Raw genomic sequence first — 15,082 nt, forward strand, 5'->3', positions numbered from 1 at the left:
CGGCTGCTCCGTTCGGGCCTACAGCGTGAACACCGTTTTACCCGCCGTGTCGCCCTCGAGCATGGTGCGGAAGCCTTCCTTGGCCTCCGAGAGCGGCAGCTCAGTGCCGATCTGCGGGCGAATTCCGGCAAGTCGGACGAACTCCAGCAGACTCGCCAGCTCGTCGCGGGTGCCCATGGTGGAGCCGACCACCCGCAGCTGCAGGAAGAACAGCCGCTGCAGGTCGGCGCTCGGGTCGGGGCCGCTGGTCGAGCCGGATACCACGATGATGCCGCCCGGTTTGAGCGACTTCATCGAGTGCGACCAGGTGGCCTTGCCGACCGTCTCGAACACGGCGTCCACCCGTTCGGGCAGCCGGGCGCCGGACTCGAACGTCTCGTGCGCCCCGAGCTGTTTCGCGAGGTCCCGCTTGGCCTCGCTGCGCCCGGTGACCCACACGCGCATGCCAGCGGCGCGGCCGAGCTGCACCAGCGCCGTCGACACGCCGCCGGACGCGCCCTGCACCAGCATCGTCTGCCCAGGTCGCAGGCCCGACTTGACGAACAGCATCCGGTACGCCGTCAGCCATGCCGTGCCCATGATCGCGCCCTCGGCGAACGACATCTCGGCGGGTTTGCCGATCGCGTTGCGCTTCGGCACGACGACCTTGTCGGCGAACGTGCCCTGGTACTTCTCGGTGAGCAGCGTGCGTTTCGGATCGAGTGTCTCCTCACCGCGCCATTCCGGGTCGCCGATGACGGAGTGCAGCACCACCTCGGTGCCGTCGTCGAGCACCCCGGCACCGTCGCAGCCGAGGATCATGGGGAACTGGTCCGGCTTGATGCCGACGCCTCGCAGCGTCCAGATGTCGTGCATGTTGAGGCTCGCGGCCTTCACGTTCACCGTGACCCAGCCGTCCGGGACGTCCGGTTCGGGGCGGTCACCGACGGCGAGTGAGGCGAGCGGGTCGTCAGCGTTGGGCTCAGAAGCGTAGACAGCGAACATAGAAGACACCGTAGACGACGCGAGCCCGCTTCCGGGGACTACGCTTGAGGTGTGCTTGGTGAGCTCGGGGCCTGGTGGGACAGCGTCGAACTGTGGGTCGTGCAACTGTGGTTCCCGTTACAGTTCGTCGTGGTCATGGCCGCCGTCGTGCCGGTGTGCTTGATCGCGGCGTGGGCCGTTGACCGTGCTGTCGACCGCGTCGCGGCCGCGCTACGTGGTCCGCGCGAATGAGCGATGGCGAGGGGTCGATGGCGGTCAGGTTGCGTCTCGTCGACGTCGTGGCGACGTCTAAGATTCGCACGTGTTCTCCCGTAGACGGATCAGCGCGGCCCTTGTCGGGCTTCTCGTCCTCGTCGTCGGCGGCTGGCTTGTCCAGGACGTCGTCGCTGACGGGAACGCCGGATCCGACGTCGTCGCGTTGTCCGAGCTGCCGCCGCAGGCCACCGAGACCTGGCAGCGGATCCAGGCTGGGGGGCCGTTTCCGTATCCCAGTGATGGGACGGTATTCGGCAACCGCGAGGGGCTGTTGCCCGACCGGCCGCACGGCTACTACCAGGAGTACACGGTGGACACGCCCGGTCTTGATCACCGCGGTGCCCGTCGGCTCGTCACGGGGGAGGATGGCGAGCTGTACTACACCGAGGACCATTACCAGTCATTCGTACTCGTCGACCCCGATCGGTAGGTATCTGTGAGCATCATGGCAGAGCCACCCAACGCGAACGCCGTCGCGGCGGAGGCGAGGGCGCGCGGCGCCTTCGTGCACACGTTGCAGGGCGATGCGCTGCGCGACAAGCTCGCCGTGCTGGACGGGATCGCGACGACGATGCGGTTCCCCGACACGTTCGGCCGCAACCTGGACGCGCTCTACGACTGCCTGACGGACCTGTCCTGGCTGCCCGCTGGTGAGCACGTGCTGATCTGGGTGTCGGCCACCGGGCTCGCCGAGCAGGACCCGAAGTCCTACCTGGCGATCCGCAGTGTCCTCTCGGACGCCCAGCGCGCCCTCGGGCCCAGCGGTGAGCGCGCCGACAGCCGCCAGTTCACGGCGGTTATCGCCGCACCCTGAGTCGGCTCGACGTCCGAGCGCCCTGGCTTGGTTCAGCTTCACGCCCGCTGTGACAAGCAGAACCGGACATCGGGGACATCTTTTTGACACAGCGGGCGTGAAGCGCGCCAGGATCAGGGTTGCGGCGATGGGACGCGGCGGGGCAGCAGCACCGCGACGGCGATCGAGACCAGCGAGATGGCGGCCACGACGGCGAACGCGATCTTCATGCCGCTCAGCTGCGCGGGTACGGCCGCGACACCATCCGCGACCAGGTGCGCGGAGCGGGCGGACAGCACGGTCACCACGAGCGCGGTACCGAACGCCGCCGCGACCTGTTGCAGTGTCCCGAGCATCGAGCTGCCGTGCGAGTAGAGGTGGTGCGGTAGCGCGCCCATGCCGAGTGTGAACACCGGCGTGAACGTCGCCGCGAGGCTCAGCATCAGCAGCGTGTGCAGCCCCAGCACCTGCCAGTAGGGCGTCGTCATCGTGATCTGGGTGAACCCGATGAGGGCGGTCGCGATGCCGATCGAGCCGGGCAGCACCAGCGGGCGACTGCCGAACCGGTCGAACAGCTTCCCGACGGTCGGGCCAAGCAGACCCATGGCCAGGCCGCCTGGCATCACCAGCAGGCCGGTCTCCAGCGCGCTGAGTCCACGCAAGTTCTGCAGGTACAGCGGCAGCAGGATCATCGACCCGAGCATCACCAAGAACGCGACGGCCATGATGGCCAGGCCAAGGCCGTAGGTGCGGTGGGTGAGCGTACGCAGGTCCAGCAGCGGCGCGCCGGTGCGTTGCAGCCGGAGCTGGCGTGCCACGAACGTCGCGATCGTGGCGATCCCCGCGATGACGACGCCGATGCCGAGCCCGACACGGGGGTCAGCCTCGCCGAAGAGGCTCAACCCGTACACCAGGCCGCCGAAGCCGAGCGCCGCCATGCCGACGCTGACCCAGTCGATGGAGCTGACCTCCGGCTCGCTGACGTTGTCCAGCTTGCGCAGACCGAACACGGTCACCAGAGCCGCGATCGGCAACACGACAACGAACAGCAGTCGCCAGGAGCCAAGCTGCAGGACCAAGCCAGACACGGCGGGTCCGAGCGCGGGTGCCACCGAGATCGCGAGCGTGACATTGCCCATCACCCTGCCGCGATCGTGCTCGGGCACCACGATCATCAACGTGGTCATCAGCAGGGGCATCATCACGGCCGTGCCAGCGGCCTGCACGATGCGCCCCAGCAGCACCTCGAAGATCGGGGCCACGGCCGACAGGACCGTCCCCGTGAGGAAAACGCCCATCGCGATCGCGTAGGCCTGGCGGGTGGTGACCCGTTGCAGGAACCAGCCGGTGATCGGAATCACGGCCGCCATGGTCAGCATGAACGCGGTCGACACCCACTGCGCCGACTGCTCGGTGATGTGCATGGCGTCCATCAGCCGAGGGATGGCGTTGATCATGATGGTCTCGTTGAGGATCACCACGAACGTGGCCAGCACCAGCAGTCGCACCACGGTCGGTGTGCGGCCCGCACTGACTGCAGGTCGTTCCTGGATCGTGGCTGACATCGCGGCACCTCGCTGGGGTTCTGTGGTCACAGTCGCCTCACGGCTACGGGCCGCTGGCTTGGCTGACCGGTAGAAGTCGGCACCTGGCACAACTCACCGGCCGGACGGAGTCTTCCGCATCGTTGTGTGAATCTCATCTGATTTTCCGAGACGGGGTTCGCCGATCGAGCCGCTCTCATGAGCACCGAATCAGTCAGCGACGTCCTGCCCGGAGGTCGCGGAGGAGCCCAGACGGTACGGTTTGGACGTGAGCACCGCACCGTCGTGGGATGCCGTCCGGGATGCCGTCGCGAGCACCAGCCGATCACTGGCTTCGTCGGGATCGGTGATCGGAACCGCGGGCAACGTGAGTGCCAGGTCGGGCGAGCACGTGGCGGTCACGGCCACCGGGGTCGTGTTGGGCCAGGCGTCGCGTGAGCACGTGACGGTGGTCGATCTGGCGGGCAACGTGGTCGCGGGTGACCTGGAGCCCACCTCGGAGCTCCGGATGCACCTCGGGATCTACCACCGGTATCGCGCGGGTGCCGTGGTGCACACGCACTCACCGCTCGCGGTGGCGCTTTCGACCGTGCTGGACGAACTGCCGTGCATCCACTACCAGTTGCTTGATATCGGCGGCGCCATCCGGGTGGCCCCATTCGCTCCATTTGGCACGTCCGAGCTGGCTGAACTGGTGCTGACCGCGTTGGAAGGCAAGTCGGCGGCCCTGTTGGCCAACCACGGAGCTATCACCTATGCGTCCACACTGGACCGCGCGCTGGACGACGCGCTGTTGTTGGAGTGGGCCTGCGGCGTCTATCAGAAAGCGGCCGCGATCGCTACACCCCGTGCGTTAGACGGCGAACAGCAGGCCGCCGCCCGCAAAGCCGCGCTCGACCGCGACTACGGACGCCTTCACCGGCTCAGCGAGTCACCACCCGATCCTCCGTGACGATCGCGGTCACCAGGTCCGCGGGTGTGACGTCGAAGGCGAGGTTCAACGCGGTGGTGCCGACCGGGGTGTCCTGCCCGAGCACTTCCACCGGATCGCGGATCTCGATCTCAACGGCAGATCCGTCCGCTGTGGCAGGGTCGAACGTCGACTCGGGTGCCGCGACCACGAACGGGATGCCGACACGGGCAGCCGCCAGCGCCAGCGGGTAGGTGCCGATCTTGTTGATCACGTCGCCGTTCGCGGCGATCCGGTCCGCGCCAACGACCACCGCGTCGACCAAGCCCCGCGCCACGACGCTTGGTCCGGCCGAATCCACGAGTAGCGTGTGTTCGATACCGGCCTGCGCCAGTTCCCATGTGGTGAGCCGGGCGCCCTGCAACAGCGGACGAGTCTCGTTCACGTAGACCCGGCCGAGCGCGCCTTCGTGATGCAACGTGCGGATCACGCCCAGGGCCGTGCCCCACTCCACACACGCGAGGGCACCGGTGTTGCAGTGCGTCTGGACGTTCACCCCGTGTTCGGTGCTGCCCAGTGCGTCGAGCAGCCATCGAGCCCCGCGCGAGCCCAGCGCGTGGTTCGCCCGCACATCGGTTTCCAGGATGTCCAGCGCCTCCGCGAGCACGGCATCGGGACCGTCGGCGAGTCGCGCCCGCGCACGGTCGACACCCCAGGACAGGTTCACCGCGGTCGGCCGGGCCGCACGCAACGACTCGGCCTGCCGCGCGACCTCCGCGGTGTCACCTGTCCTTGCGGCCAGTGCCACGCCCAGTGCCCCGGCGACGCCGAGTGCGGGCGCGCCTCGGATGGCGAGTCGTTTCACGGCGTCCACCAGGGCATCCACTGTCTCGATTCGCAGCGTGACCACCTCGCCCGGGAGGCGGGTCTGGTCGATCGCCTCGATGTGGTCGCCGCGCCAGTCGATCGTGCGCACGGGTTCATTGTGCCCGCCTCAGTCATCGCGGGACTATCTCGCCGGCCTGGCGCCATGATTCGATGAGGGCGTGTCCACTCATGACGACGTCCCGCACGTGGTCAGCGCCAGTCGTGTCATCGCGGCCAACGCCGACCAGATCTTCGAGCTCATCGCCGATCCGTCCCAGCAGCCGCGCTGGGACGGCAACGACAACCTCGCCGAAGCACCGACCGGGCAGCGAGTTCGCGGCGTCGGCGAGGTGTTCACCGTGACGCTGACGATCGGCGAGGTCCGGGAGAACCACGTCGTCGAGTTCGAGGAAGGCCGCCGCATCGCGTGGCGACCCTCGGATCCCGGCCGCGAACCGGCCGGACATCTGTGGCGCTGGGAACTCGAGCCGATCGACGCCGAGCACACACGTGTCACCCACACCTATGACTGGTCGCGGCTGACCGACGAGAACCGGTTCACGCGAGCCCGGGCGACCAGCGCGGACAACCTTCGGGCATCACTGGACCGACTCGCGGTGCTGGCTGAGAGCGGCGACGTGGGAGCCCCATAGCGCCACGACCAGACACCCGCCACGGTGCCCGCGTATCCCGTGAATGCCGTTTTGTCGGTCCCTTGCGGGATAGTGTTCGCATGGCATACGACGAAGACCTCGCGGACCGGATTCGCGAGCTGGTGGCCGCGGAGACCGGTCTCTCCGAGCAACGGATGTTCGGTGGACTCGCCTTCCTTATCGAGGGGAACATGTCCGTGGCGGCCAGCGGGCAGGGCGGACTGCTCGTGCGCGTTGATCCGGATGACGCGGGCGATCTCATCGACGGCGCACACGTCACGCCGATGGTCATGCGCGGAAGGGAGATGCGCGGCTGGCTCAAGGTCGCCGAGGACGCCGTCCGGTCGGATGACGAACTCGCGGCGTGGGTGACCCGTGGCGTGGCTTTCGCGAGGACGCTCCCGGCGAAGGCCAAGGTCACGCGTCGTTGAGCGAGGTCAGTTCCAGACGCCGAGGGTGGCGAGCAGGACGAAGTAGGTCGTGCGGGTGAGGAGTGCGTGATGGTCGCTGAGGCGGGTGACATGTCCGACCTGGGGAGTCGACCGGCTCGGGTCGAGGACGTGCACGAGTTGGCGCTGGCCATGCCGCACGTTTCCGTCACGCACGGACCGAGCGAGAACCCGGTCTATCAGGTCGGTGGGAAGTCGTTCATCTTCTTCCGCACGCCGCGACCGGACGCGGTCGACCCTGAGGCAGGGGAGCGCTACGAGGACGTCATCGTCTTCTGGGTCTCGTCCGAGGCGGAGAAGCAGGCTTTGGTGCAGGATCCGGCGCTGCCGTTCTTCACAACGCCACACTTCAACGGACACCTGTCGGTGTTGGTGCGCGCGAGCCGTCTCGGTGAGCTGACTCGGCAGGAGCTGGCGGAGCAAGTGCAGGACGCGTGGTTGTCCCGCGCGTCGGCGCGGCGAGCGAAGGCGTGGCTCAGCACGCATCTCACGGACAGTGCCGACGCTGACGACGCGACGTAGGACGATCGCCGCCAGCGTCGACTGTCTCAACCGTTGCGTTTCACAGCCTTCTCGATCCGGTCGCCGATGTTCTTGTCGACGTTGCGCCAGTACTCGAACGCCCGCCGCAGGATCGGCTCGGAGACGCCGTTGCTCAGGTGACCTGCCACGTTGGATACCAGGCGCTCGCGGGCGGCGTCGTCGAGTACCTCGCGGACCATCGTGCCCGCCTGCCCGAAGTCGTCGTCATCCTTACGCAGTGTGTAAGCTTCGCGCACCATCTCGCCGTCGGTGTACCAAAGGCCGGCTTCGGCGGTCAGCGACGGGTCGGCGTGCGGGCCGCCATAGGAGTTCGGCGCGTACACCGGATCGGTGGCGTTGATGGTGCGGCCGACGCCATCCTTCGAGTAGCTGTGCACCGGGACCTTCGGTTGGTTCACCGGGATCTGCTTGTAGTTGACGCCGAGCCGCGCGCGGTGCGCGTCGGCGTAGGAGAACCCGCGTGCCAGCAGCATCTTGTCCGGGCTGAGTCCGGTGCCCGCCACCAGGTTGTTCGGTTCGAACGCCGCTTGCTCCATCTCGGTGTGGTAGTCGGTGACGTTGCGGTTGAGCGTGAACCGGCCCACCTCCACCAGCGGGTAGTCGCCGTGTGGCCACACCTTGGTGAGGTCGAACGGGTTGAACCGGTACGTCTTGGCGTCGGAGAACGGCATAATCTGCATGTACAGCGTCCAGCTCGGGTAGTTCCCCGACTCGATCGCGTTGTACAGGTCCCGCTGGTGGTAGTCGGCGTCCTCACCCGCGAGGCGGTCGGCCTCGTCCTGGGTGAGGAAGTCGATGCCCTGGTCGGTCTTGAAGTGGTACTTGACCCAGAACCGCTCGCCATCGGCGTTGATCCAGCTGTAGGTGTGGCTGGAGTAGCCGTTCATGTGCCGCCACGTCTTCGGGATGCCTCGATCGCCCATCAGCCACGTCACCATGTGGGCCGACTCCGGCGAGAGCGTCCAGAAATCCCACTGCATGTCGTGATCCCGCAGGTTGTTGTTCAGCCTGCGCTTCTGTGAGCGGATGAAGTGCTGGAACTTCATCGGGTCGCGGACGAAGAAGATCGGCGTGTTGTTGCCGACGATGTCCAGGTTGCCCTCGGAGGTGTAGAACTTCACCGCGAAGCCGCGCGGGTCGCGCCAGGTGTCCGGGCTACCCCGTTCGCCAGCGACACTGGAGAACCTGATCAGCATGTCGGTCTTGGCGCCCGGCTGGAACACGGCGGCCTTGGTGTAGGCGCTGACGTCGTTGGTCACCTCGAACCGGCCGAACGCGCCGCCGCCCTTCGCGTGGGGCTGCCGCTCCGGGATGCGCTCCCGGTTGAAATTCGCCATTTGCTCGATCAGGTAATGATCGTTGAGCAGGATCGGGCCGTCCGGGCCAACGGTGAGTGAGTGCTCGTCGCTCGGGACGGGTATACCCGCGTCTGTCGTTGTCGGCTTGGGTTCGCCGCGTGTCATGGCCGTGCCTCCTCATGGTGGGATCGTTCGGCGTGCGGCACCGTAGGTTTCGGGCACCCAGGACGCGCCAGCGCGGACCTGCGGCCCGTGACACACCTTCCAGTCCACTACTGCTCTCTGGAGCCAGTCAAGAACCCGCGGGTGCTCATCATGAGACGCGGTGAAATGACTACACGTTCGAGGCAGCTCGGTCAGCGATGAGGCGAAGCGAGTGGTAGTGGTCCGCGAGTGAGGTGATGACGCCGGTGACGCGCGTTTGATCCGTAGCATGGGAATCATGTCCACCCCGACTGCGCTGTTCCGGTTCGACGACTCCTACGCCCGCGCGGTGTCCGGTCTGTCCGTGCCGTGGACGGCCGCGCCGGTGCCCGATCCCGAACTGCTGGCGCTCAACGACGACCTGGCGACCGAACTCGGCGTCGATCCGGCGGCACTGCGCGAGCCGTCCGGCGTCGGACTGCTCGTCGGTCAGGTGCCCGAGGAGACCACCACGGTCGCCCACGCCTACGCGGGCCATCAGTTCGGCGGGTACGTGCCCCGGCTTGGTGACGGCAGGGCGCTGCTGCTCGGCGAGGTGACCGACACCCACGGCCGTCGTCGGGACCTGCACCTCAAGGGTTCCGGACGCACCCCGTTCGCCCGTGGCGGCGACGGCAAGGCGGTGGTCGGGCCGATGCTGCGGGAGTACCTGTTCGGTGAGGCGATGCACGGCCTCGGTATCCCCACGACGCGGGCGTTGTCGGTCGTCGGCACCGGTGAGCGGGTACTTCGGGAGCAGGAGTTGCCTGGCGCGGTGCTCTGCCGGGTCGCGGCGAGCCACCTGCGTGTCGGCACATTCCAGTATGCCGCCGCGTCCGGCGACCGGGAGACGCTGCGCGCCCTCGCTGACTACGCCATAGAACGCCACCACCCGGAGGCCGCGGACGCGGACAACCCGTACCTCGCGCTGTTGGGCCGCGTGGTCGACGTCCAGGCCGAGCTCGTCGCCCAGTGGATGCTGGTCGGCTTCGTCCATGGCGTGATGAACACCGACAACATGACGATCTCCGGCGAGACCATCGACTACGGGCCGTGCGCTTTCATGGACGCCTTCGACCCGCGGACGGTGTTCAGCTCGATCGACCACACGGGCCGCTACGCCTACGGCAACCAGCCCCAGGCCGCGCAGTGGAACCTCGCGCGGTTCGGTGAGGCCTTGGTCCCGCTCATCGATGAATCCGTGGACGCGGCGGTCGAGGCCGCCACCGAGGTGCTCGGCGGCTTCGCCGAGCGCTACGACCGCCTCTGGTCCGAGGGGATGGCCGCCAAGCTCGGGCTAGGCGAGCCCCACCCGGAGCTAGTCACGGACCTGTTGGAGCTGATGCGCGACCAGCACGTCGACTACACCCGGTTCTTCCGCGCGCTGTCGGCAGGCACCGCGCGGAGCCTCTTCACCGACCCCGAGCCGTTCGACGCGTGGGCGAAGCGACGCGAGGCCCTGTTGCCCGCTGACCGCGAGGCCGTGGCAGCGGCGATGGACCGCGTCAACCCCGTCTACATCCCACGCAACCACCGGGTCGAGGAAGCACTCGAGCAGGCGACGGTCGGGGAGATGGGCCAGTTCCACCGCCTCGTGGACGCCGTCTCTCGGCCGTTCGACGAGCGGCCAGGGCTGGCGGAGTTCACCGACCCCGCTCCGCCGGGATGTCCGCCGCACGTCACCTACTGCGGCACCTGAAGCGGCGAGTACCACGACGTCGTGTCCCACACTCGCCGCCGCGGGTCCGTCAGGCGTCCGGAATCCAGTTCGGCTTGCGCTTCTGCGCGAACGCCGTGATGCCCTCCTGACCTTCCTCGCTGGCGAAGAACCGCGCTGACATCGCGAGCATGTCGTTGAACGACTTCGCCAGGTCGTCGGCCGTGACGTCGCCGCGCAGCAGCTCCTTCGTGGCCGCGACCGCCTGCGGACCGCCAGCGACCAGCGCGTTGACGAAGCGCTGCACCTCGTCATCAAGCGCGTCGGTGGGCACCGCCGAGTTCAGCAGGCCGATGTCGGCGGCCCTGCTAGCGGTGAACTGCTCGCCGGTGAGGAACAGCTCGTGCGCCGCGCGGGGCAGCAGCCTCGGCAGCACGGGGATGGAGATCACGGCGGGCACGACGCCGATGCGTACCTCGCTGAACGCGAACGTCGCGTCCTCGACGGCCACGGCGATGTCGGCGGCCGCCACGATGCCGACGCCGCCCGCGCGAGCGGGCCCGGCCAGCTTGGCGACCACCGGTTTCGGGCTGGTCATGATCTGGGTCAGCAACTGCGGGAACTCGTTGACGCCCTGGTCGCCGGCGCCGGAGCCGCGCGCTTCCTTGAGGTCCATGCCGGCGCAGAAGACGGGGCCGGTGTGGTCGAGCACGATGACCCGCACCGCGTCGTCGTCGATCGCGCTGGTCAGGTGCTGCTTGAGCTCGGAGCGGAGCTGCGCGGACAGCGCGTTGCGGTTGCTGGGGGAGTCGAGCGTGATGGTCGCGACGCCGCGATCCACTACGTAGTGCACCAGTTCGTCAGCCATGGGAGACAGCCTCGCATATGTCGTCGCGATGGTCGCCGTGGCGAGCCGTGACGACGGTCACGGGCGCCGGAAGCCGGAACCACGGGCTCCACAGCGCGGGACTCGCGGCCCCACAACGCGGGACTCGCGAGGCTTACGCGGCGTGGGCGGCCGGGTGGGTGGCCGCGGCGTAGCGGGTGAGGACGACGGTGGCGACGGCCTCGGCCGCGCCGAGCGGGGCGGCGAAGACGGCGTCGGGAGCCACGTCGCGGGTTCGCCGCTCGATGCGGTCCAGTAGCAGGCCGGGGGCGAGGAACCACGGCGCGATGGCGATGCGCTCCGCGCCGCGTGCCCGCAGGGCGGCGATGGCGGATTCGACGTCGGGGCCGCAGGTCGCGAACGCGTGCGTGACGGCCGCGTAGTCGCCGCGTCGGTGCAGCCGCGCGGCCACGTCGGCGACGACGTCGTTGGCGGCGGCGTCGGCGGAGCCGACCCCGGCCAGCACGACACCAAGCGCGGGGTCTGGCGCGGTGCCCGTCTCGGCGAGCCGCCCCTGTACCGCATCCAGCAGGAGCGGGTCAGGACCGAGCACGTCGGACACCCGCACCCGCAACCCCGGCGAGCGCTGCTCGGCGTCGGCGACCAGCGCGGGCAGGTCCACCTTGGAGTGGAACGCGTTGCCAAGCAGCAGCGGCACCGCGACGACGTCGCGATGTCCCTCGGCGGCGACATCGTCCAGCACGTCTGACAGCAGCGGCTCCGACAGGTCGAGGAACCCCACCCGGATGTCCAAGCCCGGCGCGAGGCGGCAGACGACGTCGGCGAGCCGCCGGATCGTGGCTGCCGAGCGCGGGTCGCGGCTGCCGTGAGCGACGACGACCAGCGGCGCGTCACCAGAGCCGCGTGTCGCACCGGGCACGACGCGCCATGGCACCGCGGGACCAGCGTTGACCTGCGGCGCCACGCCGCGCGAAGCGCCGTGGCGCGCGCTGAGGCCCCGAAATGCCCGCATCGTCAGCCGACACCCAACGCCGACAGCGGCGCACCCACGAGCCCGGCGGCGAGCGTGTCACCGCTGGCCGGGTCGATCACCAGGAACGCCCCGTTGCGGTGCGCGTGGCCGTAGTCGTCCACCGGCAGTGGCTCGGCCGTGCGCAGCTCGACGCGGCCGATGTCGTTCAGCGCCAACGACTCCGGCGCGTCCTCCACCGTCAGCTTCTGCTCGTCGAACCGCGCCGACAGCTCCGAGACCATCCCCTGCACCGTCTTGGTGCCGTGCTTGACCAGCACTCGCGCGCCCGGCTTCAGCGGCTTGGACGCCAGCCAGCACAACGCGGCGGTGAATTCGTCGGTGACCTCCGGTGCGGAGGCCGCCGCCGCGATCATGTCGCCGCGCGCGATGTCGACGTCGTCAGCGAGCAACAGCGTCACCGACGCGCCCGAGCCGGCTTCCTCCAACGGCCCGTCCGCGGTGTCGATGCCGGTGACCGTGGTCCGGTGGCCGTCAGGCAGGACGACGACCTCGTCACCGGGCCGGACCGTGCCGGACGAGATCTGGCCGGCGTAGCCCCGGTAGTCCGGGAACCGCTCGGTGCGCGGCCGGATGACGTACTGCACCGGCAGCCGGAACGGTTCGTCGTGGGGGTCCGGCGCGACCGGAACCTCCTCCAGGTGCTCCAGCAGCGTCGGCCCGGTGTACCAGGGCGTGTGCTCGGAGCGAGTCGCGACGTTGTCACCGTGCAGCGCCGAGACCGGCACCGACAGGACGTCGCCGACGCCGTAGCCCAGCGCGGCCGCGTGGTCGGTGAACTCCTTGGCGATGACCTCGAAGGTGCCTTCGTCGTAGTCGACCAGGTCGATCTTGTTCACCGCGAGCACCAGCCTCGGCACGCCCAGCAGTGCCAACACGGCGGCGTGGCGGCGGGTCTGCTCGATGACGCCGTTGCGCGCGTCGACCAACAGCACACCGAGCTGCGCGGTGGACGCGCCGGTCACCGTGTTGCGGGTGTACTGCACGTGACCTGGCGTGTCGGCCAGCACGAACGACCGCTTCGGCGTCGCGAAGTAGCGGTAGGCGACGTCGATGGTGATGCCCTGCTCGCGTTCCGAGCGCAGCCCGTCGACGAGCAGCGACAGGTCCGGTGTATCAGCGCCCCGGTCCACACTGGCCCGCGTGACGGCGTCCAGCTGGTCGGCCAGCACCGATTTGGTGTCGTAGAGCAGTCTTCCGACCAGTGTGGACTTGCCGTCGTCGACGCTACCGGCGGTGGCCAGCCGTAGCAGTGAGCTCATCAGAAGTACCCCTCACGCTTGCGGTCCTCCATGGCTGCCTCGGAGAGCCGGTCGTCGGCGCGGGTCGCGCCCCGCTCGGTCAGCCTGCTGGCCTGCACCTCGGCGATGACCTCGGCCACGGTGGTCGCGGTGGACTCGACCGCGCCGGTGCAGGAGCCGTCGCCGACGGTGCGGTAGCGCACCATCTTGCGGAGGACCTCTTCGTCGTCGCGCGGGCCGCCCCATGGGCCCTCGGTGAGCCACATGCCGTCGCGCCAGTAGACGTCGCGCTCGTGCGCGTAGTAGATCGACGGCAACTCGACCTTCTCGCGCGCGATGTAAGCCCAGACGTCCGCCTCGGTCCAGTTGGACAGCGGGAACACGCGGACGTGCTCGCCGGGCTTGTGACGTCCGTTGTAGAGGTTCCACAGTTCCGGGCGCTGGCGGCGCGGGTCCCACTGGCCGAACGCGTTGCGCAGGCTGAAGATCCGCTCCTTCGCCCGCGCCCGCTCCTCGTCACGACGGCCGCCGCCGAAGACGGCGTCGAAGCCGTGCTCGGTGATGGTGTCCAGCAGCGGCACCGTCTGGAGTGGATTGCGGGTGCCGTCCGGGCGCTCCTCAAGACGTCCGTCGTCGATCCAGTCCTGGACCTTGGCGACGACGAGCCGCAGACCGTGCTCCGCGACGACCCGGTCACGGAACTCGATGACCTCATCGAAGTTGTGCCCGGTGTCCACATGCAACAGTGGGAAGGGGACGGGAGCTGGCCAGAACGCCTTGATCGCCAGGTGCAGCAGCAGGGTGGAATCCTTGCCGCCGGAGAACAGGATCACCGGACGGTCGAACTCGCCGGCCACCTCGCGGAAGATGTGGATCGCCTCGGACTCCAGCGCGGTCAGCGCCGGGTCTGGACCGGCGTCGAGCGCCACCGGTGGGTGCGTCTCAGTCATCAGGTCCTTCCGCGTTAGCTGTGCAGGCCGCACTCGGTCTTCGACTGGCCCGCCCAGCGGCCACTGCGGGGGTCGTCGCCAGGGGCGACCTTCGCGGTGCACGGGGCGCAGCCGATGGACAGGTAGCCCTCGGCGACCAGCGGGTTCTCCAGGATGCCGTGCCGGTCGATGTAGGCGCGGAACTCGTCGTCGGTCCACGCGGCCAGCGGGTTGATCTTCACGAGGCCGTTGCCCTTGTCCCACTGCACCAGCGGTGTGTTCGCGCGCGTCGGGGCCTCGACGCGGCGCACGCCGGTGATCCAGGCGTCGTAGCGCGCCAGCGTGTTCCGCAGCGGGACGACCTTGCGCAGGAAGCAGCACTTGTCCGGGTCGGTGCGGTTCAGCAGGCCGAACCGCGCCTCCTGCTCGGCCACCGACTGCTCCGCCTCGGCGTTGACGATCCGCACGTTCGGGTACTGGGCGGCCACGGCGTCGCGGGTGCCGAGGGTCTCCGCGAAGTGGTAGCCGGTCTCCAGGAACAGCACGTCGACGTCGGGCTTGACCCTGGTGGCGACGTCGACCAGCACCGCGTCCTGCATGTTGGACGCCACGATCAGCCGGTCGCCGAAGGTCTCGAACGCCCAGCGCAGCACCTCGTCCGTGCTCGCGTTGGCCAGTTCGGCCTCGGCCCGCTCGGCCAGCGCTTTGAGCTCTTCCTTCTGACTCGTGGTTTCTGTGATGGTCATCCTGCACCCTCCGGAAAGTTCAACCCGAGCAACGTCACCGTGAACACCCGGCGACACGAGGCGCACAACCAGGTGCGCTCCTCGTGCGGCCGCAGATCCTCGTCACCGCAGTACGGGCAGTAGAACGGTTGCGCGCGTTCGGTCATGCCTCGT

18 protein-coding genes are annotated in these 15,082 nt (G+C 68.7%); 8 read left to right on the forward strand and 10 right to left on the reverse strand.

Translation table 11 applies throughout. From position 1 onward, the window contains the following. Positions 1-18: 18 nt before the first annotated feature. Positions 19-984, reverse strand: coding sequence for a zinc-binding dehydrogenase (locus ACFQGD_RS11845; RefSeq protein WP_345396406.1), 966 nt, complete (start codon positions 982-984; stop codon positions 19-21). Positions 985-1,035: 51 nt separating this feature from the next. Here ACFQGD_RS11845 and ACFQGD_RS11850 point away from each other — a divergent pair, with 51 nt between their 5' ends. From ACFQGD_RS11850 to ACFQGD_RS11860, 3 genes are all read left to right on the forward strand, one after another. After that, entirely contained in the window at positions 1,036-1,215 is a 180-nt protein-coding gene (locus tag ACFQGD_RS11850) for a hypothetical protein (RefSeq protein WP_345396403.1), read from the forward strand. A 70-nt stretch (positions 1,216-1,285) separates the two neighbouring features. Beyond that, entirely contained in the window at positions 1,286-1,669 is a 384-nt protein-coding gene (locus ACFQGD_RS11855) for a guanyl-specific ribonuclease (RefSeq protein ID WP_345396400.1), read from the forward strand. Positions 1,670-1,684: 15 nt separating this feature from the next. Then, complete coding sequence (locus ACFQGD_RS11860) at positions 1,685-2,053, forward strand: barstar family protein (RefSeq protein WP_345396397.1); 369 nt, start codon at positions 1,685-1,687, stop codon at positions 2,051-2,053. A 113-nt stretch (positions 2,054-2,166) separates the two neighbouring features. Here the strand turns inward: ACFQGD_RS11860 and ACFQGD_RS11865 are convergent, their stop codons facing one another. Next, a complete protein-coding gene (locus ACFQGD_RS11865; RefSeq protein WP_345396394.1) occupies positions 2,167-3,597 on the reverse strand; it encodes an MDR family MFS transporter in 1,431 nt (476 codons plus the stop codon). A gap of 247 nt (positions 3,598-3,844) precedes the next feature. On the opposite strand from ACFQGD_RS11865, the gene ACFQGD_RS11870 reads away from it, so the two are divergent. Continuing rightward, a complete protein-coding gene (locus tag ACFQGD_RS11870) occupies positions 3,845-4,528 on the forward strand; it encodes a class II aldolase/adducin family protein (protein ID WP_345396391.1) in 684 nt (227 codons plus the stop codon). On the opposite strand, the gene mtnA is transcribed toward ACFQGD_RS11870, so the two are convergent. Continuing rightward, a complete protein-coding gene (gene mtnA, locus ACFQGD_RS11875; RefSeq protein ID WP_345396388.1) occupies positions 4,500-5,462 on the reverse strand; it encodes an S-methyl-5-thioribose-1-phosphate isomerase in 963 nt (320 codons plus the stop codon). The two genes, ACFQGD_RS11870 and mtnA, sit on opposite strands and share 29 nt — an antisense overlap. Before the next feature lie 70 nt (positions 5,463-5,532). Between mtnA and ACFQGD_RS11880 the strand changes: the two genes are divergently transcribed. The 3 genes from ACFQGD_RS11880 to ACFQGD_RS11890 all read left to right on the forward strand — a co-directional run bounded on the left by ACFQGD_RS11880 (position 5,533) and on the right by ACFQGD_RS11890 (position 6,977). Then, complete coding sequence (locus tag ACFQGD_RS11880; RefSeq protein WP_345396385.1) at positions 5,533-6,006, forward strand: SRPBCC family protein; 474 nt, start codon at positions 5,533-5,535, stop codon at positions 6,004-6,006. 80 nt (positions 6,007-6,086) lie between these two features. Next, positions 6,087-6,437: a TfoX/Sxy family protein gene (locus ACFQGD_RS11885; protein WP_345396382.1), complete on the forward strand. Its 351-nt coding sequence runs from the start codon at positions 6,087-6,089 to the stop codon at positions 6,435-6,437. Positions 6,438-6,506: 69 nt separating this feature from the next. Then, the gene (locus tag ACFQGD_RS11890; RefSeq protein ID WP_345396379.1) at positions 6,507-6,977 is read left to right on the forward strand and encodes an MmcQ/YjbR family DNA-binding protein; all 471 of its coding nucleotides are present in this window, start codon (positions 6,507-6,509) and stop codon (positions 6,975-6,977) included. Between the two features lie 26 nt (positions 6,978-7,003). Here ACFQGD_RS11890 and ACFQGD_RS11895 read toward each other — a convergent pair whose 3' ends face one another. After that, positions 7,004-8,461 carry a catalase gene (locus ACFQGD_RS11895; protein ID WP_345396376.1) on the reverse strand — a complete coding sequence of 486 codons (1,458 nt, stop codon included), beginning with the start codon at positions 8,459-8,461 and terminating at the stop codon, positions 7,004-7,006. A gap of 277 nt (positions 8,462-8,738) precedes the next feature. Here ACFQGD_RS11895 and ACFQGD_RS11900 point away from each other — a divergent pair, with 277 nt between their 5' ends. Then, complete coding sequence (locus ACFQGD_RS11900; RefSeq protein WP_345396373.1) at positions 8,739-10,178, forward strand: protein adenylyltransferase SelO; 1,440 nt, start codon at positions 8,739-8,741, stop codon at positions 10,176-10,178. Between the two features lie 49 nt (positions 10,179-10,227). On the opposite strand, the gene ACFQGD_RS11905 is transcribed toward ACFQGD_RS11900, so the two are convergent. From ACFQGD_RS11905 to ACFQGD_RS11930, 6 genes are all read right to left on the reverse strand, one after another. Beyond that, positions 10,228-11,004 (reverse strand): enoyl-CoA hydratase family protein, encoded by a 777-nt coding sequence (locus tag ACFQGD_RS11905; protein WP_345396370.1) that lies wholly within the window; start codon positions 11,002-11,004, stop codon positions 10,228-10,230. Positions 11,005-11,137: 133 nt separating this feature from the next. Then, entirely contained in the window at positions 11,138-11,995 is an 858-nt protein-coding gene (locus tag ACFQGD_RS11910; RefSeq protein ID WP_345396367.1) for a sirohydrochlorin chelatase, read from the reverse strand. 2 nt (positions 11,996-11,997) lie between these two features. Then, a complete protein-coding gene (locus tag ACFQGD_RS11915; RefSeq protein ID WP_345396364.1) occupies positions 11,998-13,275 on the reverse strand; it encodes a sulfate adenylyltransferase subunit 1 in 1,278 nt (425 codons plus the stop codon). Further along, positions 13,275-14,204 carry a sulfate adenylyltransferase subunit CysD gene (gene cysD / locus ACFQGD_RS11920; RefSeq protein ID WP_345396361.1) on the reverse strand — a complete coding sequence of 310 codons (930 nt, stop codon included), beginning with the start codon at positions 14,202-14,204 and terminating at the stop codon, positions 13,275-13,277. The genes ACFQGD_RS11915 and cysD overlap by 1 nt, the downstream gene beginning before the upstream one ends. Positions 14,205-14,218: 14 nt before the next feature. Continuing rightward, positions 14,219-14,929 carry a phosphoadenylyl-sulfate reductase gene (locus ACFQGD_RS11925; RefSeq protein WP_345396358.1) on the reverse strand — a complete coding sequence of 237 codons (711 nt, stop codon included), beginning with the start codon at positions 14,927-14,929 and terminating at the stop codon, positions 14,219-14,221. After that, positions 14,926-15,075 carry an Insertion element protein gene (locus ACFQGD_RS11930; RefSeq protein WP_345396355.1) on the reverse strand — a complete coding sequence of 50 codons (150 nt, stop codon included), beginning with the start codon at positions 15,073-15,075 and terminating at the stop codon, positions 14,926-14,928. Before ACFQGD_RS11930 ends, ACFQGD_RS11925 begins: the two co-directional genes overlap by 4 nt. Between the last annotated feature and the right edge of the window lie 7 nt (positions 15,076-15,082).

Origin of the sequence: Haloechinothrix salitolerans (genome assembly GCF_042662605.1) — a bacterium.
Taxonomy (GTDB): Bacteria; Actinomycetota; Actinomycetes; order Mycobacteriales; family Pseudonocardiaceae; genus Haloechinothrix_A; species Haloechinothrix_A salitolerans.

What these genes read in the sequence shown, in the direction of transcription:
- ACFQGD_RS11900 (WP_345396373.1), top strand. Translation starts at nt 8,739, where the DNA reads ATGTCCACCCCGACTGCGCTGTTCCGGTTCGACGACTCCTACGCCCGC.
- ACFQGD_RS11910 (WP_345396367.1), bottom strand. Translation starts at nt 11,995, where the DNA reads ATGCGGGCATTTCGGGGCCTCAGCGCGCGCCACGGCGCTTCGCGCGGC.
- ACFQGD_RS11890 (WP_345396379.1), top strand. Translation starts at nt 6,507, where the DNA reads ATGGTCGCTGAGGCGGGTGACATGTCCGACCTGGGGAGTCGACCGGCT.
- ACFQGD_RS11895 (WP_345396376.1), bottom strand. Translation starts at nt 8,461, where the DNA reads ATGACACGCGGCGAACCCAAGCCGACAACGACAGACGCGGGTATACCC.
- ACFQGD_RS11885 (WP_345396382.1), top strand. Translation starts at nt 6,087, where the DNA reads ATGGCATACGACGAAGACCTCGCGGACCGGATTCGCGAGCTGGTGGCC.
- ACFQGD_RS11860 (WP_345396397.1), top strand. Translation starts at nt 1,685, where the DNA reads ATGGCAGAGCCACCCAACGCGAACGCCGTCGCGGCGGAGGCGAGGGCG.
- ACFQGD_RS11925 (WP_345396358.1), bottom strand. Translation starts at nt 14,929, where the DNA reads ATGACCATCACAGAAACCACGAGTCAGAAGGAAGAGCTCAAAGCGCTG.
- ACFQGD_RS11845 (WP_345396406.1), bottom strand. Translation starts at nt 984, where the DNA reads ATGTTCGCTGTCTACGCTTCTGAGCCCAACGCTGACGACCCGCTCGCC.
- ACFQGD_RS11905 (WP_345396370.1), bottom strand. Translation starts at nt 11,004, where the DNA reads ATGGCTGACGAACTGGTGCACTACGTAGTGGATCGCGGCGTCGCGACC.
- ACFQGD_RS11915 (WP_345396364.1), bottom strand. Translation starts at nt 13,275, where the DNA reads ATGAGCTCACTGCTACGGCTGGCCACCGCCGGTAGCGTCGACGACGGC.
- cysD (WP_345396361.1), bottom strand. Translation starts at nt 14,204, where the DNA reads ATGACTGAGACGCACCCACCGGTGGCGCTCGACGCCGGTCCAGACCCG.
- ACFQGD_RS11865 (WP_345396394.1), bottom strand. Translation starts at nt 3,597, where the DNA reads ATGTCAGCCACGATCCAGGAACGACCTGCAGTCAGTGCGGGCCGCACA.
- ACFQGD_RS11930 (WP_345396355.1), bottom strand. Translation starts at nt 15,075, where the DNA reads ATGACCGAACGCGCGCAACCGTTCTACTGCCCGTACTGCGGTGACGAG.